Source organism: Gelidibacter maritimus (genome assembly GCF_014062315.1).
GTDB lineage: Bacteria > Bacteroidota > Bacteroidia > Flavobacteriales > Flavobacteriaceae > Gelidibacter > Gelidibacter maritimus.
The window spans coordinates 162,026-182,180 of the sequence record NZ_JACGLT010000005.1; the positions used below are offsets into that span (position 1 = coordinate 162,026).

At 37.6% G+C, this 20,155-nt stretch carries 15 protein-coding genes; 9 read left to right on the forward strand and 6 right to left on the reverse strand.

Annotation, left to right across the window (positions count from 1 at the left end; genetic code table 11):
* Window positions 1-76: 76 nt before the first annotated feature.
* Together H3Z82_RS08480 and H3Z82_RS08485 are read right to left on the reverse strand one after the other, a co-directional pair.
* Window positions 77-3,097, reverse strand: coding sequence for a tetratricopeptide repeat protein (locus H3Z82_RS08480; RefSeq protein WP_182204864.1), 3,021 nt, complete (start codon window positions 3,095-3,097; stop codon window positions 77-79).
* Between the two features lie 683 nt (window positions 3,098-3,780).
* Window positions 3,781-4,782, reverse strand: a complete 1,002-nt coding sequence (locus tag H3Z82_RS08485) for a lipoate--protein ligase (protein ID WP_182204869.1) — start codon at window positions 4,780-4,782, stop codon at window positions 3,781-3,783.
* A 298-nt stretch (window positions 4,783-5,080) separates the two neighbouring features.
* Here H3Z82_RS08485 and H3Z82_RS08490 point away from each other — a divergent pair, with 298 nt between their 5' ends.
* Window positions 5,081-5,536 carry a hypothetical protein gene (locus H3Z82_RS08490; RefSeq protein WP_182204873.1) on the forward strand — a complete coding sequence of 152 codons (456 nt, stop codon included), beginning with the start codon at window positions 5,081-5,083 and terminating at the stop codon, window positions 5,534-5,536.
* Between the two features lie 306 nt (window positions 5,537-5,842).
* Here the strand turns inward: H3Z82_RS08490 and recQ are convergent, their stop codons facing one another.
* Window positions 5,843-8,044: a DNA helicase RecQ gene (gene recQ / locus H3Z82_RS08495; protein WP_182204877.1), complete on the reverse strand. Its 2,202-nt coding sequence runs from the start codon at window positions 8,042-8,044 to the stop codon at window positions 5,843-5,845.
* Window positions 8,045-8,132: 88 nt separating this feature from the next.
* Between recQ and H3Z82_RS08500 the strand changes: the two genes are divergently transcribed.
* The 4 genes from H3Z82_RS08500 (at window position 8,133) to lptB (ending at window position 11,092) form a co-directional block, all read left to right on the forward strand.
* A complete protein-coding gene (locus H3Z82_RS08500) occupies window positions 8,133-9,098 on the forward strand; it encodes a KpsF/GutQ family sugar-phosphate isomerase (RefSeq protein ID WP_182204882.1) in 966 nt (321 codons plus the stop codon).
* Complete coding sequence (gene tatC / locus H3Z82_RS08505) at window positions 9,098-9,934, forward strand: twin-arginine translocase subunit TatC (RefSeq protein WP_182204885.1); 837 nt, start codon at window positions 9,098-9,100, stop codon at window positions 9,932-9,934. Before H3Z82_RS08500 ends, tatC begins: the two co-directional genes overlap by 1 nt.
* A complete protein-coding gene (locus H3Z82_RS08510) occupies window positions 9,927-10,277 on the forward strand; it encodes a carboxymuconolactone decarboxylase family protein (RefSeq protein WP_182204889.1) in 351 nt (116 codons plus the stop codon). The genes tatC and H3Z82_RS08510 overlap by 8 nt, the downstream gene beginning before the upstream one ends.
* Before the next feature lie 74 nt (window positions 10,278-10,351).
* A complete protein-coding gene (lptB, locus tag H3Z82_RS08515; RefSeq protein ID WP_182204893.1) occupies window positions 10,352-11,092 on the forward strand; it encodes an LPS export ABC transporter ATP-binding protein in 741 nt (246 codons plus the stop codon).
* 109 nt (window positions 11,093-11,201) lie between these two features.
* Here the strand turns inward: lptB and H3Z82_RS08520 are convergent, their stop codons facing one another.
* On the reverse strand, window positions 11,202-12,077 hold the full coding sequence (locus H3Z82_RS08520) for a DUF808 domain-containing protein (protein WP_182204897.1): 876 nt from the start codon (window positions 12,075-12,077) through the stop codon (window positions 11,202-11,204).
* Between the two features lie 59 nt (window positions 12,078-12,136).
* A complete protein-coding gene (locus H3Z82_RS08525) occupies window positions 12,137-12,898 on the reverse strand; it encodes a CDP-alcohol phosphatidyltransferase family protein (protein WP_182204902.1) in 762 nt (253 codons plus the stop codon).
* A gap of 313 nt (window positions 12,899-13,211) precedes the next feature.
* On the opposite strand from H3Z82_RS08525, the gene H3Z82_RS08530 reads away from it, so the two are divergent.
* The 4 genes from H3Z82_RS08530 (at window position 13,212) to H3Z82_RS08545 (ending at window position 18,386) form a co-directional block, all read left to right on the forward strand.
* On the forward strand, window positions 13,212-14,282 hold the full coding sequence (locus H3Z82_RS08530; protein ID WP_235982411.1) for a putative type IX sorting system protein PorV2: 1,071 nt from the start codon (window positions 13,212-13,214) through the stop codon (window positions 14,280-14,282).
* 794 nt (window positions 14,283-15,076) lie between these two features.
* Window positions 15,077-16,666 carry an apolipoprotein N-acyltransferase gene (gene lnt, locus H3Z82_RS08535; protein WP_182204905.1) on the forward strand — a complete coding sequence of 530 codons (1,590 nt, stop codon included), beginning with the start codon at window positions 15,077-15,079 and terminating at the stop codon, window positions 16,664-16,666.
* A gap of 251 nt (window positions 16,667-16,917) precedes the next feature.
* Entirely contained in the window at window positions 16,918-17,424 is a 507-nt protein-coding gene (gene azu, locus H3Z82_RS08540; protein WP_182204908.1) for an azurin, read from the forward strand.
* Window positions 17,425-17,702: 278 nt separating this feature from the next.
* Window positions 17,703-18,386, forward strand: a complete 684-nt coding sequence (locus H3Z82_RS08545; RefSeq protein ID WP_182204911.1) for a cell division ATP-binding protein FtsE — start codon at window positions 17,703-17,705, stop codon at window positions 18,384-18,386.
* Here the strand turns inward: H3Z82_RS08545 and H3Z82_RS08550 are convergent.
* A complete protein-coding gene (locus H3Z82_RS08550) occupies window positions 18,383-19,975 on the reverse strand; it encodes a right-handed parallel beta-helix repeat-containing protein (protein ID WP_182204914.1) in 1,593 nt (530 codons plus the stop codon). The genes H3Z82_RS08545 and H3Z82_RS08550 overlap by 4 nt on opposite strands.
* Between the last annotated feature and the right edge of the window lie 180 nt (window positions 19,976-20,155).

Genomic DNA, 20,155 nt, shown 5'->3' on the forward strand with positions numbered 1-20,155 from the left:
ATAAAATTCCAAATTCCATTCTTTACTGGCATTCATCATCGTGCAATACTTCAGAAAATAAAGCCTTGACAGGAATTTAGTTATCGGTGGTGATTGATGAGTTTGTTTTTGCTTCCTGTGCTTTTATGGTACTGAGTTGTGCCTGCGCTTCCTGAACCACATCTTTAAATTCCGGGAAGTTTGAAATCACACTTTCCAAAATATAAGTGGCTTGAAATGCATCTTTAAGAGCATAAAAATTCTTTGCCATAAGCACTAAGCCTTTAGCACTGAAATACTTGTAACTACCATAATCTTTTGCCAATTTTTGAGCGGTTGCGTTTGATGCTTCGTAACTACCATCCTTGTTTTTGAAGTAGGCATTATAATACAGCGCTTCAGCGGCCAATGCTCCAGTGGCTATTTTTTCAACCGTGGCATAAGCTGATTTTGCTTTAGATTCATTTCCAGTCTTAATGGCAGATCGCGCAATAATAATCTGCGCATCACTTCTTACCTTATTGTCCAATTTGGATCCTGACAGCACCTTTTCAGCATAACTTTCGGCATCTTTATATTTTTCTTGCTGGTAATAGGCATTCATCAGGTTAGATTGTGCATAAATGATATTCTGCGGATAATTGGCTTCTATTTCTAATTGCTTTAAGAGCGGAATAGCCCTGTTCCATTGCGAACTGTTCAAATAAATCTCTGATAGTTTAACAATAGCCTGCTCTGAATATTCACTTTTAGGTTTATCAACTACATATTCATAGTGGGGCTGTGCAGTTTCCGGCAAGGATTTTTTAGTGTATAATTCGCCCAAATAAAAATGCGATTTTAAAGAATGCATCCCATTCGGAAATTGATTTAAATACCCGTTAAATTGCTTAATGGCATCATCAGTCTTGTTTTCCAAATATTGCTTTTCTGCCGCTAAATATGTGGTATTGTCCAATTCAGCATCCGTCACCTCAACATAATCCAAGGTTTTCACCCAAGCCGCATATTCGTCAACCCTTCCCGTATCAATATATATCAATCTGGAAGTAGAAACCGCCTGAACGGCTTCTTCGCTACTTGGGTAGTTTCTGGCAACATTTTTAAACTTGTTCAAGGCTTGTTCATTCTGACCTGCGTTATAATAGATGAGTCCCTGTCTTAAAATGGACCTCGAAATAAATACGGAATTTTTATACTCTGAATTCAATCGGTCATACATGGCAATTGCCATATCGTTCTGATTGGCTTTGACATAAGAATTTGCCAGTTCATACATCGCATCATCTCTTAATGACGATTTGCTGTATCTGTTTATAAAACTGTTCAGTTCTTGAATTTTGGTTTTATCCTGTCCGATATAGCCATAACTCATTGCTTTCTGAAAATCGGCATAATCAGGTTCAATTTGTTTTAAAGCGATGGCTTTGTCATAAGCATCAATCGCGTCACGATAATCTGATGACACAAAATAGCCATCCGCCAATCTTAAATAAGCGTCGTTCAATCGTAACTTGTCTTCTTTACGTTGGTTGACAAAATTTTTAAAATGTTCGGTCGATTTTGAATAATTTCTTTGCTTAAAATACGTATAGCCCAGATTGTAATCAATATTGGTCATCTCTGGTGTTGATGCGGCTTCACTTTGTTGCTTAAACTGTCTAAATCCGATTAACGCTTCATCATAATTACCAATATTATAATCGGATTCTGCTTTCCAAAAAGTAGCTCTGGCCGTGAATTTTGAATCTCGTGGCTCTTTCAAGGATTTTTCAAACAAGTTTTTTGCTGTTCTATAGTCGCCTTCGTTATACACTTCAATACCTCTATAGAAAGCCACTTTTTGATATGCGACTTTATTTTCAAAGCTGGTTTTACCCTCCAATAACCGTAAAGCTTCCTTATAGTTTTTTGAGGTGATATAGGAGTCGATTAACAAGGTCTCAATTTCAGTTTTATTTGCCGTTTTAGGATACTTCTCCAAATAACTGGTGAGTACTTGTGGCACCGATTGATAGGGATTTCCTATTTCATAACTGAGTTTTGCATAATTCAACCAGGCATCTTCCTGAATTTTAAGATCATAATCCATTTGTGATGCATTCCTAAAAGCATTCAATGCTTCCTGCTTTTTATCTAAGTTCACATAACTTTCGCCCAAATGATAATAGGCATTTTGTGCCACGCTATCATTCCCCCCAATAATTTTATTGAATTCGGAAATAGCTTTCTCAAAATCATTTTGCTGGTAATAAGCATATCCCAATTGGTAATAATCGGTATTGTTCCATTTTCCTCTTTTACCTTTATATGCGGTTAAATATGGAATGGCTTCCTTATACTTTTTAAGGTTGAAATAACTTTCGCCAATAATTTTAGACAATTCTGATCTTTCAGTCGGATTGCTCTTTTTCATTTGTGCTTCAGCAAGTTTTATGGCCTCTTCAAATTTGCCGAGCTTAAAGTTCAAATCGGCTTGGTAATATGAAAGTTTCTCTTGATACTTTTCATTATCACTGACTTGCTCAAAATATTCGTTGGCCCTATCATAATCATCACCTTCATAAGCCATAAAGCCAATATAATACTTGGCTTGTGAGCCATATTCCTTCGAGTTCACAACGCGATTAAAATATTTCTGCGCCTCCACCTGATCTTTTGTTGAATATAGGCTGTATCCGTAATTGAACGCAAACCGATCGCGCTCAGAAACACCGATATTCCGTTCATCAACTTTCTCGTACCATTTTCTGGCATAGGAATACCTTCCGTTATCAAAGTAATAATCAGCGACATCCATAAAGGCCGAATTTCGCTTGGTACTTGTAGGATAGGTTTCAACAAAATCTTCAATGAGAGCATCAGCGTTGATCTGATTGAGTCGCACCGCACAATTAGCGTAGTAATAGGTGCAATCCGCAATCAACTGTTCATTGTCAGTGGCATCTTTTATTTTATCAAATAAGCTCTGTGCTGCTTGATACTGTTTGTTGTTATATAAAGTCAGTGCTTTTTGATAATCGACCAAATCATTGGTGTACGTAGCCGATTGTTGTGCGTAAGTATGCCCTATTAGCAATAGGAAACCTACAAAAAGTGAGAGTTTTTTATTAAGCATTAAGTTTGATTTTTTTGACGACCAAAGATACTTGAATCTTAAATCTATAACGAAGGATTTATTTTTTAATTATACACGGAGTTATTAAAAAAGAAATGAGCGGTATTTAGTGGGTAGTGAGTGATTTTAGAGGGTAGTGGGTGGTTTTTAGAGGGTAGTGGGTGGTATATAGAGGGTAGTGAGAGGTTTTCGGTCGACATTTGACAGGCAAAAATGTCAATTCAAAAAAACAAAACAGAAATTCCTTAAATAACAACCTGAAAATTTTCTGTAGCTTTCGAAGACTAAGACAGACATTTGGCGACCAGTTCAGAATCATCCATCATAAATATTCCTTTTAAGACAGCCTAAGATACTTCCGATTTTAAGCTGGAAACCATCTACGACAAACCACAGACTGAAAACCACCTGCCCCTCCGCCTGCCCGTCCGTAGTGAAGGCGGGTAGTTTTTACGAAGGCGGGCCTGCCCGTCCACCTGCCCGTCCGCAGCGAAGCGAAGGCGGGTAGCGAAGCGAAGGTGGGTAGCGAAGCGAAGGCGGGATGACCGTGCACTGCGAACTGCCGACTGCCAACTGAGGACTACTAACTGAGGACCCGCCCGAACGTACCTTTTTCTTCTTGAATTAGTTCAGACGAGCGGTACGGGCGGGCTGCCAACTGAGGACTGAATATTGCCAACTTCTCACTCATCCTCTCCATAAATCAAATCGATGAACTCTTCTTTTGGAATATCTCCAAAGTATTCAATAATATTAAAATCCTTTAATACGTCTGAAATATCTGCCCGATCATAACGCGATCCAATCAACAATTGTTCAAGCTTTTCTACCGGCTCTTTTCCAAAGAAATCTCCAAAAACCTTAAATTCTGTAATATGGCCTTTTTCAACAAAAATCCGAAGATCAATCTCTCCAACAGGAAAACGTTTGCTCCGTTGAATATTGAACTTTGGAGAACGCCCATAGTTCCAGTCCCAAGTGTCATATTTTTCTTGTTTTAATTGGTGGACTGCTTTCCATTCTTCTGAAGTGAGGTGATAGCTTTCAAAAGCATCACTTTCATCATAGAGGCCTTCCAGCAATAATTGTCGGAAATCCTCAATTTTCATAGACTTGTTTAAAAATTCGGAAATATTGGCCACACGACTGCGCACCGATTTATGACCTTTAGACTGAATTTTACTCATTTTTACGTTCAATGCATTGACAACTTCGCCTAAATCTGTGTCGTATAATAAGGTACCGTGACTAACCATCCGCTTGCCTGTAGAAAACTGAGCCGTGCCGGATATTTTCTTATCATCCACCTCAATATCGTTCCGACCTTTCAATTCGGCATTCAATCCCAAACTGTTCAAGACCTTGATAACCGGTGCTGTAAACTTCTTAAAATTACTCAAACTTTTCACATCGTGATTGGTAATAAAACTGAAGTTGAGATTTCCAAAATCGTGATATACCGCGCCCCCACCTGAGATTCGTCTTACAATATGGATGTTATTTTCTTCCACATAATTGTGGTTGATCTCCTCCAAAGTGTTTTGATTGCGCCCTATAATAATAGATGGTTCATTAATGTAAAACAACAGGTAGTCATTCTCAACACTAAAATTTCGCAGTATGTATTCTTCCAACGCTAAGTTTAACTTCGGATTGGTATGGCCTTCATTTTCTATAAAAATCATGATAATGGATTGTTTTATACAAAGATAATTAATTGTTGGGAGGAAATGGGATGAAGGATTAGAGATTAGCCTGCAGTTGGCAGTTTTCAGGTTTCAGTAGTCAGCGGTCGGCAACCGGCAGAACAACTATGTAAGATATCTTGACCTTTAAAGCTTATCTGAAGGTTAAAACTTCCAACTAAAATTTTTAAAACCCTGAACTCAAGATCTGAAATCTGCAATTTTTGAAATTTGAATTTGAAACTCTGAACTTGGAACTTCAATCCGATAAGCTTAGTTTTACAAAAAATTTAAGTCTATGAAATTTTCGATTAACAAGTTAAAAGCTGCTTTTGGGACCAATAAAACTAATAACGGACAAGACAATAGCGCCTATACCAATGAGATCATTAATGCTGTTGAAGGCGAACCGTTTGCTTTATCTGAAACCAATGTCATGTATGCCGGAATGAGTGAGTTGGCTGGGTACCATTATTTTAAAACCATCATAATTGGCACATTTAAAATCAAAACTTTTAAAGGGGCAAAACTCATTATTAATGGAGAAAATTTTAAACTGGAATTGCCATCGGATATGCTCGAATTAAACTCTGAGACCGCTCCAAACCGAAATATCACGGCTATTGATTTTGAAATTGATAAAAAAGACCTCCCAAAAATTGGTAGATCTAAAATTCAATCACTTGAACTTTCAGCCAAAAAAGAAAAGATAGTTTTCAATATTATAGAAATTACAAAAGACGAGGAAGAATAATTTTTTATCGCGGAGTCGCCAAGTTTAAGGAGCGATGAGAAAGGACAGTTAACCGACGATCATCAACAATTGCATCCCGACTGCTGTATAAAGATTGCTCGACAGCTGTAGGGACAATAAATTCAATTTGAAATGGGAGAATATGAACGTCTTTCTCGAAATTAACATTCATATGTTCCACAGATGATTTTAGCTTTTCGGCTATTTTGATGCTTTAAGAGTGTGACTTTTATATTGAAAAACTGATAACCACCAACTACTCTTTAAAAACTGTCGAGTGTTGACTGATGACAGCCAACTGCCATATCAATTCGCCACTTCACTAATAAATTTAATTCGGTATAAACGTAATTCTTCATCGTCGTAATCGCCGTCAAATTCATCTATGGCCACATCAATTTTATCGGTTGTTGATTCCATAAAATAATCATGGATCTCTTCTTGTTGATCTTCATCTAAAATATCGTCGATCCAGTAATTAATATTCAATTTCGTCCCCGAATAAACAATAGCCTCCAATTCCTTTATGAAATCCTTCATACTCATTCCTTTGGCTGAAGCAATATCATCCAAAGGTAATTTACGGTCCACATTCTGTATGATATAAAGTTTTAAAGCCGAATTGCTACCCGTACTCTTGACCACTAAGTCGTCTGGTCTAATAATATCATTTTCCTCAACATACGTTTCTATAAGGGCAATAAAATCCTTACCATATTTTTTTGCTTTTCCATCGCCTACGCCATGCACATTACTCAATTCTTCTAAGGTAATAGGATATTTTAGAGCCATATCTTCTAAAGAAGGATCCTGAAAAATGACAAATGGAGGCACTCCTAGTTTTTTGGCATTTCGCTTTCTTAAATCTTTAAGCATGGCCATAAGTTGTACATCAGCCACGGCAGCTTCACCTTTTGAGGCGGTAATGATCCCATCTTCCGTAGTTTCATCAAACACATGGTCTTCTGACATCATAAATGAGGTGGGCGATTTTAGAAACGCCTTACCACTGTCCATTAATCGTAGGACACCATAAGTTTCGATATCTTTTTTCAATAACCCCGCCACCAGTACCTGACGGATCAATGCCATCCAATACCGCTTATCCTTATCTTTTCCAACACCAAAAAAGGGCATGGTGTCAGTTTTATGAGATGCAATCAATGCGTTTGATTTTCCGGTAATGACATGTACCAAATCTTTCGATTTATATTTATCATTGGTCTGTTTGACGGTTTCCAGTAAAATTACAACATCATCCTTTGCCTCAAATTGTTTTTTAGGATAGCGTACATTATCATCCATATCACCACCTTCGCCGGTTTCGTTGTCAAACTCTTCGCCAAAATAATGAAGTATAAATTTTCGTCGTGACAAAGAGCTTTCTGCAAATGCCACTACCTCTTGAAGCAAGGCATGTCCAATTTCTTGCTCTGCCACTGGCTTGCCTGCCATAAACTTCTCCAATTTCTCAATATCCTTATAGGCATAAAATGCCAAACAATGACCTTCGCCACCATCGCGTCCTGCACGACCTGTTTCCTGATAATAACTTTCAATACTTTTAGGAATATCATGATGAATTACAAAACGTACGTCAGGTTTATCGATACCCATCCCGAAGGCGATTGTAGCAACTACCACATCAACATCTTCCATCAAAAACATATCTTGATGTTTCACTCTGGTCTTGGCATCCAGTCCGGCGTGATAAGGCACGGCCTTAATGCCATTAACTTGTAAAACCTGAGCTAATTCTTCAACACGTTTACGACTCAAACAATAAACAATTCCAGATTTCCCTTCGTTTTGCTTGATAAATCTGATAATATCAGAATCTACATTTTTTGTTTTTGGTCGGACCTCGTAATAAAGATTAGGACGGTTGAAAGAAGCTTTAAAAGTATTCGCACCTGTAATATCCAAACTTTTGAGAATATCTTCTTGGACTTTAGGCGTGGCCGTGGCAGTCAATCCAATAATAGGAATGTTGTCACCAATACGTTTTATAATATGTCTGAGGTTTCTATATTCAGGTCTAAAGTCATGGCCCCATTCACTTATACAATGGGCTTCATCAACAGCCATGAAGGAAATAGGTACCGACCTCAAAAACTCAACATTCTCTTCTTTGGTCAATGACTCTGGAGCTACATAAAGCAATTTTGTGATCCCGCTTTTAATGTCCTCTTTAACCTGTTTTATTTCAGTTTTATTCAAAGATGAATTCAGCACATGGGCAACACCCTCGTGCTGAGATACAGCTCTAATAGCGTCCACCTGATTTTTCATCAGTGCAATTAAAGGCGATACAATAATTGCGGTGCCTTCTTTTATCAATGCCGGTAATTGATAGCACAACGATTTACCGCCTCCTGTTGGCATGATAACAAATGTATCATCCCCTCTAACTAAACTCCTAATAACGCTTTCCTGAAGACCTTTGAATTTAGAAAATCCAAAGTATTTTTTTAGTTCTGCATGTAAGTCAATTTCTTCTTTACTCATTAATCCCTATTAGTATTTTATATACATTTGCATTGGATTAAAGATACTAAAATTCTTTAGATGCATCAAACCCAAAAATCAATAAATTTTGAATATTAAAAATTCGATCCTAAGCGTTGCACGAAAAACCATTGACTTAGAGAGTTCTGCTATCTCCAACCTGGCCAATTTATTGACTGACGACTTCGCCGATGCCGTAGAGCTTATTTACAACTCGAAAGGAAGGGTCATTATTACAGGTATAGGAAAAAGTGCCATTATTGCCAATAAAATTGTGGCCACGTTAAACTCCACCGGTACACCCGCTGTTTTTATGCATGCGGCAGATGCCATCCATGGCGATTTAGGACTTGTCTTGGAGGATGATGTGGTTATTTGCATATCTAAAAGTGGGAATACACCAGAAATCAAGGTTTTAATCCCCTTATTGAAAAGTGCCAACAATAAAATGATTGCCATAACCGGGAACATCACATCTTATTTAGGCCAGCAAGCAGACTATGTTTTAAACACACACGTTGAGCAGGAAGCCTGTCCAAATAATCTAGCACCCACAACCAGTACCACTGCACAATTGGTAATAGGTGATGCTATTGCAATTTGCTTAGTGGAATTAAGAGGATTTTCTAGTAAGGATTTTGCCAAATACCATCCTGGCGGTGCCTTGGGCAAACGCTTGTATTTACGAGTGAGCGACCTATCATCAGTGAATGAAAAACCTCAAGTAGGTTTAGACACCAATGTAAAACAGGTCATTGTTGAAATATCCGAGAAGATGCTGGGGGTGACTGCGGTTGTTGAAGATGAAAAGATTATTGGCATCATTACAGATGGCGATTTAAGACGAATGCTCACTAAAAGTGACGCCTTCATTCATTTAACCGCAAAAGACATCATGAGCGTCAACCCAAAACGAATTGATGAAAATGCCATGGCGGTAGAAGCCTTGGAACTTATGGAAAACAATGAAATCACCCAGCTTCTGGTAGAAAATAAAGGCAAGTATGCTGGTGTAGTGCATCTGCATGATCTCATAAAAGAAGGAATTATCTAATGGCAAAATCAACTTCCAATGAGATGTCCTTTTTAGACCATCTCGAAGACTTACGCTGGCACCTCATCCGGATTACCTTAAGCATTGTTATTGCAGGCTCAGTGGCATTCATTTTTTCACGATGGATTTTTGATGTCATTATATTTGGTCCGAAAAGCATGGATTTCCCAACATACAAATATCTATGTAAGCTATCAACGTTTTTAAATATTGACTCTACGTTTTGTGCGGATGCATTTCCATTCACCATCCAAAGTAGAACCATGGGCGGTCAATTTTCTGCCGATATATGGACCTCAATTTTTGCTGGATTCATCATTGCTTTTCCGTATATCATTTATCAACTTTGGAGTTTTATAAGTCCGGGACTTTTGGAGAATGAACGTAAAAACTCCCGTGGCTTCATTGTCGTATCCTCTTTATTGTTTTTTCTGGGTGTCTTGTTTGGTTATTACGTCATTACACCACTCTCTATCAACTTTTTGGGCACCTATTCCGTGAGCAGTGAAATTACAAACCAATTTGATATCAGTTCTTATATTAGCTTAGTACGCTCCTCCTCTATTGCGGCAGGTTTTGTATTTGAATTGCCCATCATCATCTATTTCCTTACCAAGGTTGGCCTCGTCACGCCACAGATACTTAAAAAGTACAGAAAATATGCTTTGGTTGGCGTACTTATCATTTCAGCGGTTATCACACCTCCTGATGTGGCTAGTCAGGTGATCGTTGCCATTCCTATTTTAATTTTGTACCAAGTAAGCATCTATATTTCTGCCATTGTGGTAAGAAACCAAAAGCGACAAGAAAAACGAAAAAACAAGAAACATGTCTGATATTGTAAAAGAGTTTAATGACTATCGCACCAAAATGAATGATAAAATCTTGGGCGACGGCAATAATAAAATCATCAAGCGAATTTTCAATCTCGATACCAACGCCTATACAGAAGGCGCATTGGACGTCAAAACCAAAGAACTTTTAGGGTTGGTGGCCTCTGCCGTGTTGCGTTGTGATGATTGTATTAAGTATCACTTAGAAACCAGCTACAAACAAGGTCTTTCCAAAGCAGAAATCAGCGAAGCGCTTGGCATTGCTACCTTAGTTGGTGGCACCATTGTGATTCCGCATCTCCGTAAGGCCTATGAGTTTTGGGAAGCTTTAGAAGCTCAAGGTTAAAATTTTTATAAAAATAAATTGTATAATTAGGTGTCCTCTAAGATTTTACTATTTTTAGACTTACAATTAAAATTATGAAGTTAAGCGCAACAAATTTAATGAAGTCCTACGGTGGGCGACAAGTGGTCAAAAATGTTTCTTTGGAAGTCAACCAGGGAGAGATTGTAGGTTTGCTCGGCCCGAATGGTGCTGGTAAAACGACCTCTTTTTATATGATTGTTGGTTTAATCAAGCCCAATGGAGGCAAAATCTTTTTGGACAATATGGAAATCACAAAATTTCCTATGTACAAACGAGCCCAACACGGGATTGGTTACTTGGCACAAGAAGCTTCCGTTTTTAGAAAGTTGAGCATTGAAGACAATATTTTAAGCGTATTGCAAATGACAAAACTCTCCAAAAAGGAGCAACTTGAGAAAATGGAGTCGCTGATTGACGAATTTGGATTGGGACACATCCGGAAAAGTAGAGGCGATTTGCTATCCGGTGGTGAACGGCGCCGAACCGAAATTGCGCGTGCCTTAGCTACCAACCCTAACTTTATTTTATTGGACGAACCCTTTGCCGGTGTGGATCCAGTGGCGGTAGAAGACATTCAGCGGATTGTGGCCCAATTGACCAAAAAGAATATTGGTATTTTAATCACCGATCATAACGTACAAGAAACACTCGCCATTACAGACCGAACCTATTTGATGTTTGAAGGTAATATTCTTAAAGCTGGGGTGCCTGAAGAATTAGCTGCCGATGAAATGGTACGAAAAGTATATTTAGGCCAGAACTTCGAATTGCGTAAGAAAAAGATTCTTTTTTAACACTTGAAGTTCTCTTTATTGGATTTTGCCACTTGAATTTTGGTAGGTATTAAAAACTGGTTTTGCTTAGGACATTCATGATATTTTCCACTAACAATCCGTGTAACCATCACTTCTTCAATAAACCTATCAGCATCTTTATCCCATTAAAAACCAACAAGGCTACGAATCCAAAAATGACACCCACAATAAATTCTCGAAGAAGCGATGGCCAATTTTCTAAAAAGTGATGGAAGAAATCTAAATTATGTACAAAAATCCCACCGGCCACAAGCAATAAGGCAATCGTACCAATAACACCCAAACTCCGTATTACCCACGGCAAGGCATTGACAAGGAAATGACCAAAGAAGTCGGAGATGCTTTTATCTTTGTCGTTGAAATTTATCAGGCTGTAACCAAAATCGTCCATTCTGACAATAAGTGCCACAATGCCATATACCCCAACTGTTGCAATAAGTGCTACAATGGAGACCACCAAAATCTGATTTAAAAGCGGAAGCCCCATAACAGTACCCAAGGCAATGATGACAATTTCTACGGATAAAATAAAGTCGGTTATAATGGCCGATTTGATCTTAGATTTCTCAAGTTCCACAATCTCCTGGGAACTCATACCTCCTTTCTCTTCAACAGTTGAAGGTTTATGGTGCGGCACCAAATATTCATACACCTTCTCCGCACCTTCGTATGCTAAATAAATTCCGCCTAATACCAATATGACTGTGACTGCAACAGGGAAAAATGCACTTAATAAAAAAGCTACCGGTAGAATAATAAGTTTGTTTATAAATGAGCCTTTGGTAATGGCCCATAATACAGGAATTTCTCGTGAAGCGACAAATCCGGATGCCTTTTCAGCATTTACTGCCAAATCATCACCAAGAATACCAGCTGTTTTTCTGGTGGAAATTTTAGCCATAGAAGCCACATCATCCATTAAAACGCCAATATCATCTAAAAGTGCAAAAAAACCAGATCCCATTTGTATTGAAAATTTTAGTTATAGCGATTTACTATTGATTAGTGTAAAAAAGACGGTTTTTATGTAGTTAGCGATTTTGAAAACAATGACAGTAAAACATAAAATATAATGATCAGCGGTATGGCCAGGAACTTAAAAAGAACGATAAATATGATGCTCATTATGATGAAAATATACCGGACGCCATTGGATTTAAAACTCCAATCCTTAAACTTCAAGGCAAACAGATTTATTCCAGAGTTCAGCAAATAACAACTTAAAATTGTAACACCAATTAAGAACCACGGATTCAAGATGATGGTATTTATGGTGTCATTATTTTGAAACTCCATGATAAGCGGTAATGAAATAATCATAAGCGCATTTGCAGGCGTTGGCAACCCCTTAAAAGCGGCCTGCTGCTCAATGTCAAGATTAAATGTTGCCAACCGATAGGCAGAAGCCAAGGTGATGAAAAACCCAATAAAAGCCCAAGGTGAATAATGGTGCAGACCTTCAAATATATTTGAGGCGTCCCAAAGTGTCTCATCATTTTCTATCACCGGATGACCAATGGCCCAATTCAGTAACTTAAACATTACAATACCTGGTACCAAACCACTGGTGACCATATCCGCTAAAGAGTCCAATTGTAGCCCCAATTCGCTCTGAACATCTAGTTTCCTTGCCACTAGGCCATCAAAGAAATCAAAAAATATTCCAAGAAACATAAATAAAGCTGCAGCCACAAAATGGTTTTGCACAGCTAATACAACCGCAATGCTACCTGAAAACAAATTGAGTAGCGTTATGATATTTGGTAGGTGTCTTTTTATGGCCATGAGATAAGTTTGTGTAAAAATAACAAACTATTTTTATAAGAATATGCTCATAAGCGAATATTGAAAACTTAAATGCTGAAAATTTGGGCATCATCGGAGACATGACCCTCGGGTATCAACATTGATTGTTAGGATGTCATAAAAATTCAATGCGCCAAATCGTTGAGAAACACAATATCTACAAAAATATTTAGTTTAAATAAAAGAAGTTACTATGCAAATTCGTACTTAATTGTCGAAGTTCTAAACTTGAGATCCCACCAAAAAACCGAATTAATTCAACTTTTTGTGCATCTTTGTAAAAATTTTGCGATTGAAAACGAATTTAGTTGTTGCGCTCTTCCTGTCGACTCTGCTTGCCTACGGTCAAAGTACCCGTAAATACTCCAATGAGTTCATGAATATTGGGGTTGACGCTGCTGCTTTAGGAATGAGCAATGCCGTGGTATCGCAATCTTCAGATGTGAATTCAGGCTATTGGAATCCCGCGGGATTGGTTGAGCTTGAAGACAATCAAATTGCTTTAATGCACTCCAGTTATTTTGCCAACATAGCCAATTATAATTATGCCGCTTTTGCAATGCCTCTTGATGATAGAAGTGCGGTTGGAATATCATTGATCCGCTTTGGTGTGGATGACATTTTAGACACGACACAGTTAATTGATGCACAGGGAAATATTAATTATGATCGCGTCAGCTTGTTTTCAGCGGCTGATTATGGATTGACGTTTTCATACGCTCGTAAAATCCCTTTAGATGGGTTTAGCTATGGGGTCAATGCAAAAGTCATCCGCAGGATTATTGGCGATTTTGCTTCTTCCTGGGGGTTTGGATTGGATTTAGGCATTCAATTCCAATCACAGAACAATTGGAAATTCGGATTGATGGCTCGGGATATTACGACCACGTTTAACGCGTGGACTTTTGACAAGGACAAACTGGCGGACATTCAAGATGCTGTAGAAGGTCAAAATCAAGACGTCCCAGAATCCACTGAATTAACCATCCCAAAATTACAATTGGGGCTGTCAAAAAAGTTTATTTTCCATTATGACTATTCCTTGGTAACTGCGTTGGATCTCAATGTCCGATTTGAGCAAAACAATGATGTTATCTCTACTTCTTTTGCAAGTGTTACACCATCCTTGGGTTTTGAATTTGGCTATACTGATGTAGTATTCTTAAGAGCTGGCGTTGGTAATTTCCAAAATGAACTCCAACTTGACAATTCTGAAAACCTCACCTTTCAACCTAATTTTGGCGTCGGATTTAAATATCGAGGCATACAGATAGATTATGCCTTTACAGATATTGGCGATCAAAGCGCTGCTCTGTATTCGAACGTGTTTTCCTTAAAATTGGATTTCAGTATTTTCAGGTAAATGAGGTTTCCAGTCTTCACTGCATTGCGAAAGGGCAAGCTTGTTTCGGCTTTATCTTTCAGGTTTGGGTCATTTACACCTTCTTATTGGATACTGAGTACTGAACACTGAATACTGAATCCTGAAATGTCTCTTGATCTTGACATCTTGGTTCTTAGTTCTTAATTTTTGTTTCTTGTTCCCCACCTCCGCCTCACTGTGAACGGGAAGGCTTGTTTCAAGTTTTCGGCAATAACTACCAGCCTTCGCAAATACATTACATATAGACGTTATTGAAGTTGCTTGTTCCATAATTCCATTGATTATTACAAATCATTCATCCAACTTGGTTCATCCGTCCCTAATAACTTCTCACGATCATATTTCAACAACCCACTCATACCTAAAAAGTAACGTTCGGGCAGGTCGTTAATCGTTAATCATTAGTTAGCTTCGATTTCAACTTCAATTTCGATTTCGATTTCGATTTCCCGCCTTCGTAAAAACTACGGACGGACAGGCTTGTTTCGGCTTTCTCTTTCAGGTTTGGGTCATTTACACCTTCTTATTGAATACTGAATAATGAATAATGAACTCTGAATACTGAATCTTGAACTCTGAATCGTGAACTCTGAATACTGAATACTGAATCCTGAAAATGTCTCTTGATCTTGGCGTCTTGACTCCTGATTCTTGACTCATTATTCTTTATTCCATTCTCTCAATTCTATTTCCTATTTTCCTACCCTATATTCTTTCGTCTTTGTTATAAGCACAAACTACTTATTTATTAAATTTGTTCGTAAATTTCCCCAATGAAAAATTTCCTTTTAGCCATACTCTCAGGGTTACTTTTAGCCTTTGCTTGGCCCACCTACGGTTTTCCAGTGCTACTTTTTATAGGCTTTGTGCCAATATTACTGGTGGAGCGTCATGTTCGACTTTCGACTTTCAAATGGAAAAAATTATCCGTTTTTGGGTTTAGTTACCTCAGTTTTGTCATCTGGAATTTCATCACCACCAATTGGCTTCAATATGCCGATGAATTTGGCGCCAGTTTTGCTGTTTTAGTAAATTCTATGCTTATGGCAATCCTTATGGTCATTTATCATAGCATTGCCAAACGTGCCACGGTCAACATCAGTCTTTTATTTTTAATGTGTTTATGGATGGCTTTTGAAAAGCTGCATTTAGGATGGGATTTTTCCTGGCCATGGCTGAATTTAGGAAATGGGTTTTCAGAATATTTCACTTGGATCCAATGGTATGAATACACTGGGACTTTTGGTGGTACGCTATGGGTTTGGCTTGTGAATATCTTGATTTATAAATTGGCTGTAAAATATCACCTTCAAAAATCCATTAAAAGCGTTAAATCAGACGGTCTTATTATTTTAGCGCTTATCATATTACCTATTATAATCTCCTTAACCATCTATCACACCTATAAGATTGAAGGTGAACAGATGAATGTTATTGCGCTACAACCCAATATTGATCCGTATTCCGAAAAATACAATGTGTCCAACGAGGAAATTGCCGATATGTTGCTGAAATTGACCGATACTGAAATCAATGCAGAAACAGATCTTGTGGTTGCTCCGGAAACGGTATTTGCTGACAATGTTAAAATCACGCAGTTGGAAAATGCTTATTTTAAAAGAAAACTGGATGTCTATCTTTCCCAACACCCCAATATAAATATTTTAACAGGGATTTCATTTATCAATTTTATCACGGATAAATCACTGGTCAAAAAACAATCCAATTACCACAAAAACGGATTTTGGTATGACGATTATAATTCGGCCATGATGCTCAATGGGGGTGACGATGTACAGCTTTATCACAAATCGAAATTGGTGGTTGGTGTAGAAACGCTGCCTTATCAAACCATTATAAAACCCTTAATTGGTGATTTTATGATTGATTTGGGTGGGACTTTGGCCATGAAAACAACCCAAGAAGAGCGCACTGCGTTTACAACATCCAATCCACAACTAAAGGTTGCTCCAATTATCTGTTATGAATCAGTTTACGGGGAATTTGTAACTGGGTACATTAGAAATGGAGCCTCGGTTTTAGCCATTATCACCAACGATGCCTGGTGGGGCGAAACACAGGGTCATAAGCAACATTTAAGTTACGCAAGACTTCGCGCCATAGAAACCCGAAGGGATATTGTAAGAAGTGCCAATACAGGTATTTCTGCATTGATCAATGCTAAGGGGGACATTACTTCGTCATTAGCCTATAATACCCAAGGAGCCTTGTCAGGTACCGTCACCACCAACGAAGAAACAACTTTTTACGTTTGGGCTGGCGATTATATTGCGAGGATTGCAATATTCATTGCACTTTTCGTGTTTTTGATTACCATGTTCAGGAAAAGTAGAGTGTCCTAGTTTTGATATAAATTTGTGACCAAGCTCAAGACTTCTTCCGAATTTGATCTAAACTTACGGACGGCATCCATTAATCAATTAACAGCCAAACAATTAAAATCATATCGCATACAGAGCATCTGACCATCAACTGGAATCCTTTAAACACTATATGATTTAGGGTGTTTTTGAAAAAAAATGATACGAATGATTTTGCTATCCTATAAATAGCAGTTAATTTTGCAATAAATAAATTTAAATTCTAAATAACAATGAAAAAGTTAATCTTAGTATTTTTAGTAGCCTTAGCATTTAGCTGTGGCGACAAGAAAAAAGAAACACCTGCAGCTACAACGACAACTGATACAAAAGTTGAGAAAAAAGCACCTGCTGAAGATCCAAATGTGGCCGTTTTGACCATAGAGGGTAATGACCAAATGCAATTTAACAAAAAAGAACTTAAAGTTAAAGCAGGTCAAAAAGTAAAACTTACTTTAAAGCACGTAGGTAAAATGGATATACAAGTTATGGGTCATAACTGGGCTTTACTAACCCAAGATGCTGATGTGGCTACTGTTGGAAATGCTGCTGCTTTGGCCAAGGACAACGATTATATCCCTGCTGATATGACCGACAAGTTTATTGTCCATACAAAAATGATTGGTGGTGGAGAAACTACTACTATTGAATTTGACGCTCCTGCTCCAGGAACCTACACGTATATGTGTACATTCCCAGGGCACTACGCTTTGATGCAAGGTAAACTTATCGTGGAATAATTAAGCACGATTTTTTAGGAATCAAGTAGTGCACTTGAAGTTCTAAAAAAAGAATGAAAACTAAAGTGTCTTTAAAGGCCTTTATTTTAAAAAAGCTGCAAACTTATTGCAGCTTTTTTTTTATTTTTAGTTTTGCTTTTCTATTCTTGCAAGGTCTGAATGATTTAGGAACAATTGCTAAAAATGCAACTATTACTAACCACCTTCACATTTTAAAATATTTGATATTTGACTATTTTAACAATACATTTACAACTCTTTAAAACCGTATAAAAATAATGGCTGAAACTATTTTAGAATTAAAGGATGTCTCCATATATCAAGGTGACAGCATGGTGTTATCTGAAGTCAACGTTGAAATGAAAAAAGGCGATTTTGTCTATCTTATAGGAAAAACGGGAAGCGGGAAAAGTAGTTTTATGAAAACACTTTATGGCGATTTGGAATTAAACACTGGTGAAGGTCATGTGGTAGACTTCAATTTACGAACTCTTAAGGAAAAAGATATTCCGTTTTTAAGACGTAAATTGGGCATTGTTTTTCAAGATTTTAAATTGTTACCGGACAGAACGGTGAATGGCAATTTAGAATTTGTATTAAAAGCAACTGGTTGGAAAGATAAAACGAAGATTAAGGAACGGGTTGAAAAAGTTCTTGATAAAGTGGCCATGAAAACCAAAGGGTTTAAGTTTCCCCATGAGCTTTCGGGTGGGGAACAACAACGTATTGCTATTGCAAGAGCCTTATTGAATGATCCTGAACTTATTTTAGCCGATGAGCCCACCGGGAATTTAGATCCGCAGACCAGTATTGAAGTCATGGAAGTCTTACGAGAAATCAATAAAAATGGCAATACCATCTTAATGGCCACTCATGATTATGCACTTCTATTGCGATATCCAAGCAAAACTCTGAAGTGTGATGAAAATAAGGTCTTTGAGGTTGTGCAGCGTAAAGGTTAAATCCCAAACCACTCAAATAACCGTTTAAACAATGGTGGCTTAGCGTCAACATCTTTTATACCTTGGAACTCAACGATGAACACGCCAAAATTTGTAGCCGATTTTTGAGCGAGAGTATTATGCAACGGGTATTCCAGTTCTTTCAATCCGAGGGGGAAATTAATTTGCCCAGATGCACCTATTATCCCTGAACGAATAATTTTACTTGGGTTTTCCGCATCATAAATTTTATAGGCCATCCGCTTTTTAAGTGAATATTTCGCAAAATCAATAGCTATCTCGGTTGCCGTCTTATCCATCAAAACAACTTTATAGGTATTGGCACGATTGGCATAGGCTACAATATTTTTATATGGTTTGACCTCGGCATTTTTAATAAAGCTCCACGTACTGTTAGCATCCAACTGAAAGTTCTTTTGCCAATCGGCCATTCTGTAATCTTTATGCTTGAGGACTCTAAAGCCATCCGAGCGCCGGGTGTAGTATGTGTTGTAATCAAAGTCCCAGTTTTTATGGTTTTCCAAAATATTAGAATATAAATGCACATTTCCAGTGTAAACAATATTATTTTTAAAAGTCAAAGACTGAGCGTACAAAATATTTAACCCGTTATTTTTACCAACAATCAGATTATTTTCAATAACAACATTATTTACTGGCGCATTTTTATTCCATCCCAAATGTAGAGACGTGCCATCTCCAAAATTATTTTTATCTGCAAAATCAATATTATGATAGAGCACATTATTTCTTAAAGTAATGTTTTTTGCCACATTTATTCCATCATTATCATCTGAAGCAATAATCACATTCCCTTTAAACGTCTTAGACGGCGAGCCATTGTTAAAAACGACATTATCTGTCATTTGCACGTTTTTTACGAACTCAAATTTGGAGCCTGAGGTTGCCGACCAGATTTCGACCCCCTTGTAGTAGTTGTTAAAAATAATATTATTGGTGATCTCTCTAATCTTTTCACTTTGATTTTGAACATACAAACCTACTCCACTGCCCCTCGATTTAGACATATAACCATTGTTATAAATCATGCACCCTTCTATCTTTGTTCCTCCCGTCATTTTCCACGATCCCATACCAGACCCAGGTATATTGTAGATTTTGAGATTGATAAATTGGCAGTCTTCACCAGAAATATGGTTGATGCCGGTAATTCCATTAAAATTCTCATCCGTGCTATCTCTTGAAAAGTCACCGAGGCAAGTCACATCAAAATTCTTAAAGATGACTTGTTTTCCCCTCACCTCCAACACATAACCTTTATTATTTGGAATGTTCCCATTCAAAACCACCTTATCTGTTTTAAAAGCAGCTACAGTTATAAACGATTGCGGAATTGTACTTTCTAAAGTACTTATAAATTGTCCTTCGTAGATCCCTTCATGCAACCAAATCGTGTCGCCACCGTTGACAGTATTTGTTTTTTGAGTCAAGGCCGTTTGTAAATCCCACGGATTTAAAAGACTTCCGTTTCCGGAAGATTTTCCAGTTGGAAATACGTGAAATTCCCTTTGGGCATTGACCAATGAAATAGATAGAAGTCCGAAAAGTAAGAGGAATATATTTTTCATAAAACAGAAAATACAATTACTATACCATATCAGAGGAATGGACAATTAACAGTTCATTTCAATTAATTTTCGTCATTCAATCATCTTTCGCATATAAGAGGCTAGTGAGCACGTATAAAATTGGATAATTGGAACTTAGACGTCGATTTCCTTGTCACAAATTTAAACCAATGTAATCAA

Coding starts and splice junctions, on each gene's coding strand:
- H3Z82_RS08545 (WP_182204911.1), top strand. CDS start 17,703: ATGGCTGAAACTATTTTAGAATTAAAGGATGTCTCCATATATCAAGGT.
- lptB (WP_182204893.1), top strand. CDS start 10,352: ATGAAGTTAAGCGCAACAAATTTAATGAAGTCCTACGGTGGGCGACAA.
- H3Z82_RS08520 (WP_182204897.1), bottom strand. CDS start 12,077: ATGGGATCTGGTTTTTTTGCACTTTTAGATGATATTGGCGTTTTAATG.
- H3Z82_RS08525 (WP_182204902.1), bottom strand. CDS start 12,898: ATGGCCATAAAAAGACACCTACCAAATATCATAACGCTACTCAATTTG.
- tatC (WP_182204885.1), top strand. CDS start 9,098: ATGGCAAAATCAACTTCCAATGAGATGTCCTTTTTAGACCATCTCGAA.
- recQ (WP_182204877.1), bottom strand. CDS start 8,044: ATGAGTAAAGAAGAAATTGACTTACATGCAGAACTAAAAAAATACTTT.
- H3Z82_RS08510 (WP_182204889.1), top strand. CDS start 9,927: ATGTCTGATATTGTAAAAGAGTTTAATGACTATCGCACCAAAATGAAT.
- H3Z82_RS08480 (WP_182204864.1), bottom strand. CDS start 3,097: ATGCTTAATAAAAAACTCTCACTTTTTGTAGGTTTCCTATTGCTAATA.
- lnt (WP_182204905.1), top strand. CDS start 15,077: ATGAAAAATTTCCTTTTAGCCATACTCTCAGGGTTACTTTTAGCCTTT.
- azu (WP_182204908.1), top strand. CDS start 16,918: ATGAAAAAGTTAATCTTAGTATTTTTAGTAGCCTTAGCATTTAGCTGT.
- H3Z82_RS08550 (WP_182204914.1), bottom strand. CDS start 19,975: ATGAAAAATATATTCCTCTTACTTTTCGGACTTCTATCTATTTCATTG.
- H3Z82_RS08490 (WP_182204873.1), top strand. CDS start 5,081: ATGAAATTTTCGATTAACAAGTTAAAAGCTGCTTTTGGGACCAATAAA.
- H3Z82_RS08485 (WP_182204869.1), bottom strand. CDS start 4,782: ATGATTTTTATAGAAAATGAAGGCCATACCAATCCGAAGTTAAACTTA.